At 61.2% G+C, this 13,553-nt stretch carries 13 protein-coding genes; 11 read left to right on the top strand and 2 right to left on the bottom strand.

Annotated elements, in window-relative coordinates; all coding sequences use genetic code 11:
- Positions 1 to 308 precede the first annotated feature (308 nt).
- Together A2J03_RS00505 and A2J03_RS00500 are read left to right on the top strand one after the other, a co-directional pair.
- Complete coding sequence (locus A2J03_RS00505) at positions 309 to 1,619, top strand: MFS transporter (RefSeq protein ID WP_231912302.1); 1,311 nt, start codon at positions 309 to 311, stop codon at positions 1,617 to 1,619.
- Positions 1,620 to 1,682: 63 nt separating this feature from the next.
- Complete coding sequence (locus A2J03_RS00500; RefSeq protein ID WP_269455166.1) at positions 1,683 to 2,531, top strand: 3-hydroxybutyryl-CoA dehydrogenase; 849 nt, start codon at positions 1,683 to 1,685, stop codon at positions 2,529 to 2,531.
- A gap of 182 nt (positions 2,532 to 2,713) precedes the next feature.
- Here the strand turns inward: A2J03_RS00500 and A2J03_RS00495 are convergent, their stop codons facing one another.
- Both A2J03_RS00495 and A2J03_RS00490 read right to left on the bottom strand, forming a co-directional pair.
- Positions 2,714 to 3,607 (bottom strand): TIGR03619 family F420-dependent LLM class oxidoreductase, encoded by an 894-nt coding sequence (locus A2J03_RS00495; protein WP_068368210.1) that lies wholly within the window; start codon positions 3,605 to 3,607, stop codon positions 2,714 to 2,716.
- Between the two features lie 536 nt (positions 3,608 to 4,143).
- Entirely contained in the window at positions 4,144 to 4,785 is a 642-nt protein-coding gene (locus A2J03_RS00490; RefSeq protein WP_068368208.1) for a TetR/AcrR family transcriptional regulator, read from the bottom strand.
- Positions 4,786 to 4,900: 115 nt separating this feature from the next.
- On the opposite strand from A2J03_RS00490, the gene A2J03_RS00485 reads away from it, so the two are divergent.
- From A2J03_RS00485 to A2J03_RS31860, 9 genes are all read left to right on the top strand, one after another.
- Positions 4,901 to 6,478 carry a carboxyl transferase domain-containing protein gene (locus A2J03_RS00485; protein WP_068368203.1) on the top strand — a complete coding sequence of 526 codons (1,578 nt, stop codon included), beginning with the start codon at positions 4,901 to 4,903 and terminating at the stop codon, positions 6,476 to 6,478.
- A 5-nt stretch (positions 6,479 to 6,483) separates the two neighbouring features.
- Complete coding sequence (locus A2J03_RS00480; protein WP_068368220.1) at positions 6,484 to 8,490, top strand: acetyl-CoA carboxylase biotin carboxylase subunit; 2,007 nt, start codon at positions 6,484 to 6,486, stop codon at positions 8,488 to 8,490.
- Complete coding sequence (locus A2J03_RS00475; RefSeq protein WP_068368200.1) at positions 8,487 to 9,653, top strand: acyl-CoA dehydrogenase family protein; 1,167 nt, start codon at positions 8,487 to 8,489, stop codon at positions 9,651 to 9,653. The genes A2J03_RS00480 and A2J03_RS00475 overlap by 4 nt, the downstream gene beginning before the upstream one ends.
- Positions 9,650 to 10,135: a MaoC family dehydratase gene (locus A2J03_RS00470; protein ID WP_068368197.1), complete on the top strand. Its 486-nt coding sequence runs from the start codon at positions 9,650 to 9,652 to the stop codon at positions 10,133 to 10,135. Before A2J03_RS00475 ends, A2J03_RS00470 begins: the two co-directional genes overlap by 4 nt.
- Positions 10,132 to 10,992: an HpcH/HpaI aldolase/citrate lyase family protein gene (locus A2J03_RS00465; RefSeq protein WP_068368194.1), complete on the top strand. Its 861-nt coding sequence runs from the start codon at positions 10,132 to 10,134 to the stop codon at positions 10,990 to 10,992. The genes A2J03_RS00470 and A2J03_RS00465 overlap by 4 nt, the downstream gene beginning before the upstream one ends.
- Positions 10,985 to 11,383 carry a carboxymuconolactone decarboxylase family protein gene (locus A2J03_RS00460; protein ID WP_068368191.1) on the top strand — a complete coding sequence of 133 codons (399 nt, stop codon included), beginning with the start codon at positions 10,985 to 10,987 and terminating at the stop codon, positions 11,381 to 11,383. Before A2J03_RS00465 ends, A2J03_RS00460 begins: the two co-directional genes overlap by 8 nt.
- Before the next feature lie 194 nt (positions 11,384 to 11,577).
- Positions 11,578 to 11,994 carry a WhiB family transcriptional regulator gene (locus A2J03_RS00455; protein ID WP_331712348.1) on the top strand — a complete coding sequence of 139 codons (417 nt, stop codon included), beginning with the start codon at positions 11,578 to 11,580 and terminating at the stop codon, positions 11,992 to 11,994.
- 148 nt (positions 11,995 to 12,142) lie between these two features.
- Positions 12,143 to 13,345 carry an acetyl-CoA C-acetyltransferase gene (locus tag A2J03_RS00450; RefSeq protein WP_068368189.1) on the top strand — a complete coding sequence of 401 codons (1,203 nt, stop codon included), beginning with the start codon at positions 12,143 to 12,145 and terminating at the stop codon, positions 13,343 to 13,345.
- 44 nt (positions 13,346 to 13,389) lie between these two features.
- The coding region (locus A2J03_RS31860; RefSeq protein WP_156520122.1) for an acetyl-coenzyme A synthetase N-terminal domain-containing protein at positions 13,390 to 13,553 on the top strand (164 nt) is incomplete at its 3' end.

Raw genomic sequence — 13,553 nt, 5'->3', positions numbered from 1 at the left:
TAGATCTCGTCGGTACACCGACGAAGGCGAACTTCTGACTGCTTGTCCGACAGCGACTGCGCCACGCCCTCCGGACCGACGAACTCGGCGGAAATCGCCGCGCACACCTTGCCGCGCACGCCCCTGCGCCCGGCGGCCAAGGGCATTACATCAATCCAGTCTCTTTCATCGAGTTCCTCAGGCAGAAAGTCGAGCCGGGTATGACTACCTCGGAGTACACACTCACAGAACGATTGAACCGCATTCCAGTTCTCACGAAGCGCCACAAGATTTGGGGCGCAGTCGTTGCCGGCCTTTTGGTGTTCGAAATGGCAGATCTGAACGCCTTTGCATACGTCGCCCCGACGCTACGCGAGCAGTGGGGGCTGTCCGTCGATGTCGTCGCGTTCATCAGCGCAAGTGCCTTTCTCGGAATGTCGCTCGGCGCAGTGGTCGGCGGAATTCTCGCTGATCGCTTCGGCCGCAAACGCCTCTTGGTGTGGGGAACGGTTTTCTACTCGGTCCTGTCGATTCTGTCAGCGACATCCAGCGGCCCCATGCAACTTGCGGCATACAGATTCTTCATCGGAGCGGGCCTCTATGCCGTGACAGTTGCGGCGCTGACCTACGTTGCCGAGATGTTCCCCCGCAACTATCGAGGGAAAGTGCAGTCCTTGTTGCTGGCCGTCGCATTACTGGGCATCCCGTTGATGTCCTGGCTGAGTCGCTGGGTTGTACCGCTGGGCGATAACGGATGGCGATGGGTGTTCGTCGCTGGCGGCAGTGGACTGATCGTCGCGCTGGTTGCCTCGCGACTGTTGCCGGAGTCAGTTCGATGGATCGAGCAGAATCCCGGGGTCACGGTCGACGCGCGAAGTGTCGAGATCGTCGACGCCATCGAACGCCAGTCGGTGCACATCACAGGTGCCGACCTTCCCGCTCCGGTCACCGCGCAGGCAGTTCCTGCCGGTACCGCCCGCGACTTGGTGCGCAGTGGCTATCTCAAGCGTGCGGTGGTCATGTCTCTGACGCTCGCCTTCGCGACATCTGCGTTCTACGGCTACAACTCGTGGATGCCAATCCTTCTCACCGAGCATGGATTCAGCACAAGCAGCAGCTTGACCTACACGTCGATACTTGCGATCGCGGCCTGCCCTGGAGCGCTACTCGCGTTTCTGTTCATCGAGCGGGTCGAACGTCGTACCGCCATCATGGTCATTTATCTGCTGACGGCGGTACTGCTGGTCGTGTTCGGCACCACCGATTCCAACGTGGTCTTCACGGTGTCCGGAGTCGCTATCAGCCTGCTGCTCTACTGCAACACCGCGGTCATCTACACATACATCCCGGAACTCTTCCCAACTCATCTGCGCGCGTTGGGAACTGGAATTCCCAGTAGCGTGGGACGACTTGCGACAGTCATCTGCATGTTCGCAATCGGCGCGATTCTCGGCCAATTGGGCTTCACGTCCGTGTTCATATTCTTGGCAGCAGCGTCCGGCCTTGCCGCAGTGACCGTCGGGGTTTTCGGTGAACGCACCAAAGGACGGACACTCGAGGACATCGCCGCGATCGACGGCGTCTCGACGGCGCCTTCGACACCGGTGCGATCCGCACCGACTCACGAAGCCGAGGCCTGACTCCGCGCACAGACACGTGCGCTACAGACCTACTTCGATTGCTGCTGACAGAAGGAGTACCCGGTGGAGACCAAAGTTGGAGTCGTTGGCGGTGGTTCAATGGGAGCCGGCATTGCCGAGGTCGTGGCACGCGCCGGCGACCCTGTCCTGATCCTCGAACGCGACGAAATGGCAGTTACTGCTGCTGCCGCGAGGATAGACAGTTCGCTTCTTCGCGCCGTCCACAGGGGAAAGCTCACGCAAAAAGCTTGCGACGACGCACGGAGTTTGATCACCACTACGCTCTCGGTCGACGACTTCGCCGACCGAGAGCTGGTCATCGAAGCGCTTCCAGAGATCGAAGAAATGAAGTCGGAGCTCTTCCGTAGACTTGACGCTGTCGTTTCGACCACGGCTGTTTTGGCTTCCAACACCTCTTCCATTCCGATCAACCGTCTCGCGAATGCGACTGCGCACCCGGAACGCGTCGTTGGCATGCACTTCTTCAATCCGGTTCCCGTGATGGCTTTGGTCGAGATAGTGGTCGGACTGCGAACTTCGGAATCAGTGGCTGGCTACGCCACGAACTACGTAGCCGAACGCTTGTCCAAAGACCCGATCCGCTCGGGCGACCGTGCGGGATTCATTGTCAACACACTACTGGTCCCCTACCTCGTTTCTGCCATTCGGATGCTTGAGTCCGGTTTCGCCCGGGCCGAGGATATCGATTCAGGAATGGTGGCAGGATGCGGACATCCGATGGGACCGTTGAAGCTCTGCGACACAGTTGGTTTGGACGTAATCCTGGCTGTGACGGACTCGCTGTACGACGAGTTCAGAGAGTCGCAATACGTACCGCCGCCGCTGCTGCGCCGCATGGTCGAAGCCGGACGTTTGGGACGCAAGACTGGACATGGTTTCTACACCTACTGATTACCCATTCACCGTCGTCGGACCCCGATGCAGTCTGGAGCTCAACAACGTCGAGGATCGGTATCCGCATACTCGCAACCGGCGCGCTCAACCTGGCCATCACCGAATCAGATGGCCAGGCTGGCTCGATACCGACGTTTGAGCGCGCTGCACTCAGTTCCTGACGCCGAGACGGTGGGTCCTCAGGACTTCGCAGCAGCAGTCGAGAGCAAACCGAACTCGTCGGCCAGAGATTGCATCTCGGCCAACAGGTCGTCCAGCGGGACGTCCTGAAGCCAGACGACCACACGCTCCGCGCCAGCACGGTGAAGGGCCTCGACCTCGCTGCGAGACCGCCATTGCCCCTGCAGTCCGAACACCGTCACACTCAGATCTTCGCGCCGTCGTCCGACCTGGTCCGCGGCTGCGTGCATTTGCTGAACTCCCTCGGCAAGCTCCTCCGCAGACTGGACGATCGGGATCCAGCCGTCACCCCACTCGGCGATGCGGCGGAACACTTTCGGTGATCCCATCGAAGCCAGTAGAACCGGAGGGTGTGGTTTGCTCAATGGTTTCGGAAATGATCGCACTGGCGGAAAATCAACGTACTTCCCATGGAACTCCGATGGGTCGGTCGTCCACAGAGCTTTCATAGCGGCGACGTGTTCGGTGACCTGGGTCCATCGCCGCTTCCAATCACCACCCATGACAACACATTCCGTCTCGTTCCAACCTGTGCCGACTCCGAGCAGGAGCCGACCGCCGCTTATGTTGTCGAGTGTTCCGATCTGCGAGCCAGCAAGAATCGCCCCTCGTTCGGCAGGAAGAAGCACTCCCGTTCCTAATTTGATCGTACTGGTGGCAGCGGACGCACGAGCCAGGCAGATCAGCGGGTCAGACTCTCTCATTACCAGCGACGGAGGTTCGTTCGCCCCTTCCTCCCACCGTCCGGGATAGTTCAAGAGGTTCTCGTCGACTGGGACAACTGGATGGTCACCCAGCCAGTAGGAATCGAACCCCAATTCTTCGGCGCGCCTTGCTACCACCGCTGGATCATGGTCGTGATCGGCTGGGACCTGGATGATTCCGATCTTCATGCTTCTACTGAACATTGGAGGAAGCGGCCTGAGTGTGACCGCCAACACATAACATCACTGGTTGACTTGATAGTCAAGTACCGTGTCGTTGCCAGTTACACTATCGGTGGGGCGAATCGGGGAGTCCGACCGCCAGGTAGGCCAACGTCAATTGACATACATGTCACCTCGACTCCTTGGTCCGTCAGTCGCTGACGCGTTGGCGATAACGGCCGAAATGTCGACGCGCCGAGCACTACGACCTTCAAAAGGTGGTACATCGAGCCATTGACTACCCACGAGGAGGAGAACTCCAGCATGCGTGTGAGGCTGTCGGCGGATGATCGTGAACCCGCAGAGCGTCGGGCGGCAGACATCCGTTCGGAAGATCGCGAGTCGCCAGATCGCACATCGCTGCCAGCGTCGCGTGCTCGCTCGAGTGATTATGATGGAGGGTGGGTACGCGAATCATCGCTCCGTGAAGACCTTTTCGATCGAAACACTGCAAAGCCGCTCGGGAACCACGTGTAGGTCGAGGACCGGGAAGACACGCCAGTTCATCTTTCGGCGGTACTCAACCCGAGTGATCCCATTGCCATCACCCGTAGTAGAGATTTCGTATTCTTCGATGGAGTGTTGCCTGCGCTGTAGGGAGTCGAGTTGATCAATCCGAACACCGCATGGGCCTTGGTTCTGGCATCTGACTCGCTCGTTGCGGGTTCTGCGGCACACAAGCTCGAAACCCACAGCTCTACGTACTCCCGCTGCATGCGGCGAATTCGTCTTCGCGCAGATTCCGGTGCGTTGTACAGGTCGCGATCCTGAATGCGGATGAGAGCGGGTGATCCTAGAGCGAAGTCGATGTGAAAATCGATCAGCTCCGACAGGATGATTCTATTGGTGACCACGTCAGCAGCGGTGTGACGCGCCACCACATCACGGCCCCCGCCCAGGAGGTATTCCGAGATGTCGACCAGCAGTTCGACTAGAACTGCTTCCTTGTTCGGGAAATGTCGATACACGGCAGGGCCGCTTACTCCCACGGCAGAACCGCGATCTTCGAGTCTGACCGACGCGAATCCCCGCGCGGCGAACAGCGATGCCGCGGCGGACAAGAGCTGTGACCGTCTTTCGGCTTTGCGCTGCTCGCGCAGCGTCGTCGGTTTGGGTTCGGTGTGGTGCGTCGGTTGCGTTGTCATCGCATCATTTCTGCTCAGCCACTGGACAGTTCAGTTAATCGTAGTTTACTATACGATTAGTTACATGCGATTAACTGAAATCACCTGGTTTGACGACGACTGAGGCGCGCACCATATGGCAATCGAACTGACCGCCAACAGAACCGAGCACGAACTGCTGAGCAAGCAGCTCGCCGAACGAATCGCCCGAGCCGCGCTCGGTGGAAACGAGAAATCGCGGGAGCGTCATGTAGCTCGCGGAAAACTGCTGCCCCGCGAGCGGGTGAACGAGCTCCTCGATCCCGGTAGCCCGTTCCTCGAGATCGCACCGCTCGCAGCCAACGGTCTCTACGACGACGAGTGCCCCGGTGCCGGCGTCATCGCCGGTATCGGCCGCGTCTCGGGGCGCGAATGTGTGATCGTCGCCAACGACGCCACCGTCAAGGGCGGAACATACTACCCGATGACGGTTAAGAAGCATCTCCGCGCGCAGGAGATCGCCCTGCAGAACACCCTTCCGTGCATCTATCTCGTCGACTCGGGTGGCGCATTCCTGCCGCGTCAGGACGAGGTGTTTCCCGACCGCGAGCACTTCGGCCGCATTTTCTACAACCAGGCGACGTTGAGCGCCAAAGGTATTGCACAGATCGCGGCGGTGATGGGCTCGTGCACTGCAGGCGGTGCCTATGTACCGGCGATGAGCGACGAAGCGATCATCGTCAGGAACCAGGGCACCATTTTCCTCGGCGGACCCCCGCTGGTGAAAGCCGCCACGGGTGAGATCGTCACGGCCGAGGAACTCGGCGGTGGAGACTTGCACTCGAAGGTCTCCGGAGTCACCGACCATCTCGCCGACGACGACCGCGACGCACTGAAGCGAGTCCGCACAGTCATTTCCACGCTCGGCCCGCGCACCCCGGTCCCGTGGGACATCCTCCCCACACGTGAACCCATTGCCGCTCAGACCGAGCTGTACGACGTCGTTCCCACCGATCCACGAACCCCATACGATGCGCGAGAGGTTATCACCCGCGTCGTCGACGCGGGTCGATTCGACGAGTTCAAGGCCGAGTACGGCAAGACGCTCGTCACAGGATTCGCTCACCTCCACGGTCACCCCGTCGGGATCATCGCCAACAACGGCGTTCTGTTCGCCGAGTCGGCCATGAAAGGTGCCCACTTCATCGAGCTGTGCGACAAGCGCAGCATCCCCTTGGTGTTCCTGCAGAACCTGTCCGGTTTCATGGTCGGCCGCGACTACGAAGCAGGCGGCATCGCCAAACACGGCGCCAAGATGGTGACGGCAGTGGCGTGCGCGCGGGTTCCCAAGATCACCGTCGTCATCGGCGGTTCCTACGGCGCAGGCAACTACTCGATGTGCGGACGGGCCTATTCACCACGTTTCTTGTTCATGTGGCCCAACGCGCGAATCTCGGTGATGGGCGGCGAGCAGGCAGCGTCCGTCCTTGCCACAGTCCGGGGTGACCAACTGGACGCGTCGGGTAAGCCGTGGTCGGAAGAAGACCAGGAGAAGTTCAAAGCTCCCATCCGCCAGCAATACGAAGATCAGGGCAATCCCTATTATTCGACGGCCCGGCTCTGGGACGACGGCATCATCGATCCGGCCGACACTCGGCAAGTTCTCGGGCTCGCTCTCTCGGCGTGCGCCAATGCGCCGCTCGAAGCGGTCTCCTACGGCGTTTTCAGGATGTGAGTGATATGACCACCAGCACGAGGCAGATCGATACGGTCCTGATCGCCAACCGCGGCGAGATCGCTGTACGAGTAGCGGGTACGTTGCGCCGCATGGGTATTCGGTCCGTGGCGGTGTACAGCGACGCCGACGCAGGTGCCCGCCACGTCGCCGAAGCCGACACCGCCGTGCGCATCGGACCTGCAAGCGCACGTGAGAGCTACCTTGTCATCGACAAGGTGATCGACGCAGCGAAACGTACCGGCGCACAGGCCATTCACCCGGGTTACGGTTTCTTGTCGGAAAATGCCGATTTCGCCTCTGCGTGCGCAGCCGCCGATATCGCATTCCTCGGCCCGCCGGCCCGAGCGATCGAGGTGATGGGCGACAAGATCACCGCCAAGGCGGCAGTCTCCGAGTTCGGTGTCCCCGTCGTACCCGGTATCTCTCGACCCGGCCTGACCGATCACGACCTCATCATCGGAGCCGAGGATGTCGGATTCCCGGTATTGGTCAAACCTTCGGCCGGAGGCGGCGGCAAAGGCATGCGCCTGGTCGAACGCACCGAAGATCTACCCGCAGCGCTGGCCAGCGCGCGACGGGAAGCAGCATCCTCCTTCGGCGACGACACCCTCTTCCTCGAACGATTCGTGTTGCGGCCCCGGCATATCGAGGTACAGATCCTCGCCGATCAACACGGCAACGTCATCCATCTCGGCGAGCGTGAATGCAGCTTGCAGCGGCGACACCAGAAGGTCATCGAGGAGGCACCGTCGCCATTGCTCGATGAAGCAACCCGGGCTCGCATCGGCGAGGCCGCCTGCAACACTGCCCGCAGTGTCGACTACTCCGGTGCAGGGACGGTGGAGTTCATCGTTTCGGCCGACAGCCCGGACGACTTCTTCTTCATGGAAATGAATACTCGTCTGCAGGTCGAGCACCCGGTCACCGAAATGGTCACCGGACTCGACCTCGTCGAGTGGCAGGTACGGATCGCCGCCGGTGAAACATTGACGATCACGCAGGACGACATCACCTTGACCGGGCACGCAATCGAAACGCGTGTTTACGCTGAGGATCCCGGCCGCGGATTCCTCCCCACCGGAGGCACCGTCGTCGGACTACGCGAACCCGCCGGCGAGAACGTGCGCATCGACTCCGGGCTTGCCGTCGGCACCGAAGTCGGCAGCAATTACGACCCGATGCTCTCGAAGGTCATCGCCTACGGACCCGACCGTCCCAGCGCCCTCCGCACACTCGACCGGGCGTTGTCGGAGACCGCGGTCCTCGGTGTCGTCACCAACATCGAATTCGCACGATTCTTACTCGCGGACAACGACGTTCGCGCCGGCAAGCTCGACACCGGGCTCCTCGACCGCCGCGTCGAGGATTTTATCGCAGCTCCCGTCACCGACGAAGCACTGATTGCTGCTGCCGCGTTGGATTGGCTACAGCTCTGGCGCACCGCAGGCGATGACATCTGGGCATCGCCGTCGGGATGGCGAGTCGGGGCACACACGCCGTTCGTCCTCCGCCTCGTAGTCGGCGACAGGGCCGCGCACGTATCTATCTCCGGCACACCGGACTCGGCGAAGGTCGCCATCGACGACGACCCTCCCAAGTCGCTACACGCAGACTCCACCGCCGACATCGTGAATGTTGTTGTCGACGGCCGCCGCGAATCCCTCACGTTCGCACGAGACGAGGCCTCGACCTGGATATCGAGTTCCCGCGGAACGTGGCAACTTCGGGCCGTCGCCGAACCCAGTGTCCGCGAAGAGGACGCGCACTCCGGCAACGCCGAAATTCTCTCACCGATGCCCGGTTCGATCATTGCAGTTGCGATGAAATCCGGAGACACCGTCACTGCGGGCACCGCCATCGTCGTCGTCGAGGCGATGAAGATGGAACACACCCTGACCACCCCGATCGACGGCACGGTCGAACTCACTGTCGCAGTGGGCGATCAGGTCCGCGTCGATCAGATCCTCGCCCGAATCGTTCCCACACCCACCGAAGAGGACCAGCCATGACCGATCACCTGTCGTCGTCGAATCTGCCCGACGAGTACCAGCAACTGGTCAAATCCGTTGCCGACTTCACCAGAACGGTCGTAGCGCCGGTGTCGGCGAAACACGATGCCGAGCATTCCTTTCCGTACGAGGTAGTCGCAGGCATGGCGGAGATGGGCCTGTTCGGCCTGCCGTTTCCCGAGGAGTTCGGCGGCATGGGCGGCGACTACTTCGCGCTGTGCCTGGCGCTCGAGGAGCTCGGCAAGGTCGATCAGAGCGTCGCGATGACCCTCGAAGCCGGTGTCTCGCTCGGTGCCATGCCGGTGTACCGCTTCGGCAACGACGCACAGAAGCAGCAGTGGCTGCCCAAGCTCACCGCAGGCAAGGCCCTGGCCGCGTTCGGTCTGACCGAGCCCGGTGCCGGCAGCGACGCGGGCGGCACCAAGACCACCGCCAAGCGTGACGGCGGCGACTGGATCATCAACGGCAGCAAGCAGTTCATCACCAACTCCGGCACCGATATCACCGAGCTCGTCACCGTCACCGCGGTGACCGGCGTCGACGAGGCGACCGGACGCAAGCAGATCTCGTCGATCCTCGTTCCCACGAACACCCCCGGGTTCGTCGCCGAAGCGGCCTACAACAAGGTCGGCTGGAACGCCTCCGACACGCATCCGCTCAGCTTCACCGATGTGCGCGTGCCACAGGAGAATCTGCTCGGGCAGGAGGGTCGCGGGTACGCGAACTTCCTGCACATTCTGGACGAGGGCCGGATCGCGATCGCCGCGGTATCGGTCGGCGCAGCGCAGGGATGCGTCGACGAAAGCGTCAAATACGCCAAAGAACGCGAAGCGTTCGGCCAACCCATCGGCCGCAACCAAGCGATCTCGTTCAAGATCGCTCGGATGGAAGCGCGCGCTCATACCGCACGGACGGCGTACTACGACGCGGCAGCCTTGATGTTGGCGGGTAAGCCGTTCAAGAAAGCAGCCTCGATCGCCAAACTCGTCGCCTCCGAAGCTGCGATGGACAATGCGCGTGACGCGACGCAGATTCACGGCGGCTACGGCTTCATGAACGAGTACGTCGTCGCTCGCCACTACCGCGACAGCAAGATCCTCGAAATCGGCGAAGGCACCACCGAGGTGCAGCTGATGCTGATCGCGCGGAGCCTGGGACTATGAGCGACAAGCGGATTCGCCAGCAGGGCCTGTGGTTCGAGGAGATGGAGCTCGGCACCGTCTACGAGCACCGGCCGGGCCGCACCATCACCGAGGCCGACAACACCCTGTTCACCACGCAGACGATGAACACTCAGGCCCTGCACCTCGATGCCGCCTACAGCGAGACGACAGCGTTCGGCCAGCGTCTGGTGAATTCGATGTTCACCGTCTCCACTCTTGTCGGACTGTCGGTGACGCAGTTGACTCAGGGCACCATCGTGGCGAACCTCGGTTTCTCGGAGGTGTCGTTTCCCAAACCGCTCTTCCACGGCGATACTCTGTACGCAGAGACGGTGATCACCGACAAACGTGAATCCAAGTCCCGACCCGGCGAAGGCGTCGTGACCTTCACCCACACCGGCCGAAACCAGCACGGAGACATCGTCGCCGTGGCTGTCCGCAAAACCCTCGTACGATTGCGGCCCACTGAGGAACCGTCATGACGTGGTCATCGCCTGGGCCTGCCTGGTTGTTTTGCCCGGCAGATCGACCGGAACGGTTCGCCAAGGCCGCCGCTCGCGCGGACGTTGTCATCCTCGACCTCGAAGACGGTGTGGCACCAGCAGACAAGGCCGCAGCACGAGAAGCTCTCATCTCCACACCGTTGGACCCCGCCACCACAGTGGTCAGAATCAATCCCCAGGGAAGCGCGGACTGGTCAGCCGATCTCGCTGCACTCGATCGTACTGACTACCAAATCGTAATGCTCCCCAAATGCGAGGGCCCACAACAAATCGCAGCGCTCGCTCCGCGTCTCGTCATCGCGCTGATCGAATCGCCTCTCGGTGCGATCAACAGCTACGTTGCGCTGGGTGCCAACAACGCCGTCGGAGCGATGTGGGGTGCCGAAGACCTCGTCGCGGCGCTCGGTGGTAACTCCAGTAGGTTCAACTACGGCGGTTACCGCGACGTCGCACAGCATGTTCGATCGCAAACACTCTTGGCGGCAAAAGCACAGGGCGTTTTCGCGCTGGACTCAGTGTTCCTCGACATAGGCGACCTCGCAGGCCTACGCGACGAGGCCGACGACGCGGTCGCAGTCGGGTTCGACGGCAAAGTAGCGATCCATCCCACCCAGGTTGGCGTGATTCGTGAGGCCTATGCCCCGACCGAGACGGAAATCGATTGGGCGGGGCGTGTGCTCGCCGCGGCGAAGACCAATCGCGGTGTCTTCTCCTTCGAGGGGCATATGGTCGATGCCCCAGTCATCCAACACGCTCGTCGCATACTCGCGCGTGTACGTGAGGGAGACGTTCGACGGGCGGATCAGTCCCTGTCACCGGGGGCCGTAGATGCCTGATGACGCACCAACGCCTGGGCTCGCGCAAGGGATAGCTGTTCGATCGGCCGTCATGGGTGCCGAGTTCGTTCAGGGTGCCTTCGACCGCGCCCGAGAAACTGAATCGGAAGACATACAAAGTTTTGTCACAGAACATATCTGGGGCGCTTTGTGGTCGCGGCCGCAACTGGACAGAGCCCAAAGAAGTTTGGTCACTATTGGAATGCTGACCGCTCTGCGCAGCCACGACGAACTTCGAGGACACGTTCGGGGGGCGCTCACCAACGGTCTGTCTCGTGAACAAATCACCGAGGCAATTCTCCACGCCGTGGGTTATTGCGGGGCACCAGCTGCACTTGCCGCTATGCGGGTGGTCCAACAAGTCTTCGACGAGTCGAACAACGCGGCTTGATCTCGGACCCAACACGTTTGCACGCACGATCGAATCGCCAGGCGGACGGTGCACTGGGCCCACACTGTCCGATCGTGCACCGACACCGACGGTGGTACAAGGCCATCACAGTCGATAGTAATAGCTCACTTTGATGGAGAAAACAGGAAATCAATGACCCACGGTAGCTGTAATCGGTCGCGCACCGGGCGGCGATGCCCAGTCCGACAAATAGGTGCCTTGGTATGAGTCGACAGAAGTACGCCGAGCCATGCCCTCGAACACTTCCCGCACCCGTAACGTTGTCGCCTGAACTGGTCGACGGGATCATGCGTCGATACCGAACCGGCACAGCGATTCTTGCGGTGCCGACCGAGGAGGTGTGGGCCTGGCAGAGGAGTGGGAACTGCCATGGTTACGCCTCGTCGGTCTTCTTTCCGTCGGAGTCACTACGTGGTCCCCAGCGGCATCGAGCGGAAACGGAAGCCAAGCGCATCTGCTCGAACTGTCCAGTTCGTGTCGAATGCGCCAACTATGCACTCGCCCATCACGAACCTCACGGAATCTGGGGAGGAACGACGCCGAAAGAACGAGCGCTCATTGCGTGGGAACTGAACGGCTCTGTGAGATGAGCCGGACGAGCACGTCGACCGACTTGTTACGAAAGAGTCGGCTTTCATTTCCATCGTGAATAACACGCCCGCACCAACATTCGCCAAATAATTCGACTTCGGTGACAGATGCCTGTCGCCCGCCAACGAATGAAAAGGACTCAACAGCATGAGCGACCCCATCTCGTCCGTGATCGTGGCCGGAGCCCGAACCCCAGTCGGCAAATTGTCCGGTGCGTTGAAGAGTTTTTCCGGTTCTGACCTGGGTGGAATCGCGATCAAAGGTGCGCTGGACAAGTCCGGTGTCGCCCCCGAGCTCGTCGAATACGTCATCATGGGTCAGGTTCTCACCGCTGGTGCCGGTCAGATACCCGCACGTCAGGCCGCAGTCTCCGCAGGCATTCCGATGCATGTGCCGGCCTTGTCGATCAACAAGGTGTGCTTGTCCGGCATCGACGCGATCGCGTTGGCAGATCAGATGATTCGTGCGGGAGAGTTCGAAGTGATTGTCGCCGGCGGTCAGGAGTCGATGACGCAGGCTCCACACATGCTCGAAAAGTCCCGCGCAGGATACAAATACGGCGATGTCACCATGCGCGATCATCTCGCGTACGACGGGTTGTACGACATTTTTACCAATCAGGCGATGGGCGGGCTCACCGAAGCCTGCAATGAAGGCGCAGGCGCAAGCACCCGTGAAGAGCAAGACGCATTCGCCGCGGCATCACATCAACGTGCGGCTGCGGCGTGGAGAAACAACATCTTCGACGGCGAGGTTGTACCGGTGTCGATCCCACAGCGTAAAGGCGACCCAATCGTGGTTACTCAGGACGAGGGCATCCGCGCCGACACCACCACCGACTCACTCGCCAAGTTGCGGCCGGCGTTCGCCAAGACCGGGACCATCACAGCAGGAAACGCCTCCACGATCAACGATGGTGCGGCCGCCGTTGTCGTGATGAGCGAAGCAAAGGCCGAGACCCTCGGGCTCGAGTGGATCGCGGAAATCGGTGCCCACGGTGTCGTGGCCGGTCCTGATTCATCTCTGCAGTCTCAGCCGGCGCGCGCAATCGACAAGGCGTGTGCGAAGGAGGGGATCGATCCCAAGGATCTGGACCTGATCGAGATCAATGAGGCGTTCGCCGCCGTTGGTATCGCCTCCGCACGTGAGCTCGGTATCGAAGCAAGCAAAGTGAACGTCAACGGTGGTGCCATTGCGATAGGTCATCCGCTGGGAATGTCCGGAGCTCGAATCGCACTACACCTGGCGCTCGAACTGCGACGTCGTGGCGGCGGCATCGGTGCCGCTGCCTTGTGCGGTGGCGGCGGACAAGGCGACGCCCTCATCATCCGCGTGCCGAGACGGCGATGAGCAGCGGTAGGAACGCCTCGACACCTCATCCGAAAGCAGCGCAAATGCCCTTTTTCCCTGACGTCTACCCACCCTCGGCCGAGTTCGCGGCTCAGGCGAACGCTCAGGCGGATCTCTACGCCGCCGCCGAAGAGGATCGACTCGGCTTCTGGGCCGAACAGGCTCGCCGACTCCACTGGCACACCCCGTTCACCGAAGTTCTCGACTG

The organism is Rhodococcus sp. EPR-157, assembly GCF_001647195.1.
Taxonomy (GTDB): Bacteria; Actinomycetota; Actinomycetes; order Mycobacteriales; family Mycobacteriaceae; genus Rhodococcoides.
This window is presented reverse-complemented; position numbering and strand designations above follow the sequence as displayed.

What these genes read in the sequence shown, in the direction of transcription:
- A2J03_RS00505 (WP_231912302.1), top strand. Translation starts at nt 309, where the DNA reads ATGGCAGATCTGAACGCCTTTGCATACGTCGCCCCGACGCTACGCGAG.
- A2J03_RS00475 (WP_068368200.1), top strand. Translation starts at nt 8,487, where the DNA reads ATGACCGATCACCTGTCGTCGTCGAATCTGCCCGACGAGTACCAGCAA.
- A2J03_RS00490 (WP_068368208.1), bottom strand. Translation starts at nt 4,785, where the DNA reads ATGACAACGCAACCGACGCACCACACCGAACCCAAACCGACGACGCTG.
- A2J03_RS00495 (WP_068368210.1), bottom strand. Translation starts at nt 3,607, where the DNA reads ATGAAGATCGGAATCATCCAGGTCCCAGCCGATCACGACCATGATCCA.
- A2J03_RS00460 (WP_068368191.1), top strand. Translation starts at nt 10,985, where the DNA reads ATGCCTGATGACGCACCAACGCCTGGGCTCGCGCAAGGGATAGCTGTT.
- A2J03_RS00455 (WP_331712348.1), top strand. Translation starts at nt 11,578, where the DNA reads ATGCCCAGTCCGACAAATAGGTGCCTTGGTATGAGTCGACAGAAGTAC.
- A2J03_RS00450 (WP_068368189.1), top strand. Translation starts at nt 12,143, where the DNA reads ATGAGCGACCCCATCTCGTCCGTGATCGTGGCCGGAGCCCGAACCCCA.
- A2J03_RS00480 (WP_068368220.1), top strand. Translation starts at nt 6,484, where the DNA reads ATGACCACCAGCACGAGGCAGATCGATACGGTCCTGATCGCCAACCGC.
- A2J03_RS00465 (WP_068368194.1), top strand. Translation starts at nt 10,132, where the DNA reads ATGACGTGGTCATCGCCTGGGCCTGCCTGGTTGTTTTGCCCGGCAGAT.
- A2J03_RS00485 (WP_068368203.1), top strand. Translation starts at nt 4,901, where the DNA reads ATGGCAATCGAACTGACCGCCAACAGAACCGAGCACGAACTGCTGAGC.
- A2J03_RS00470 (WP_068368197.1), top strand. Translation starts at nt 9,650, where the DNA reads ATGAGCGACAAGCGGATTCGCCAGCAGGGCCTGTGGTTCGAGGAGATG.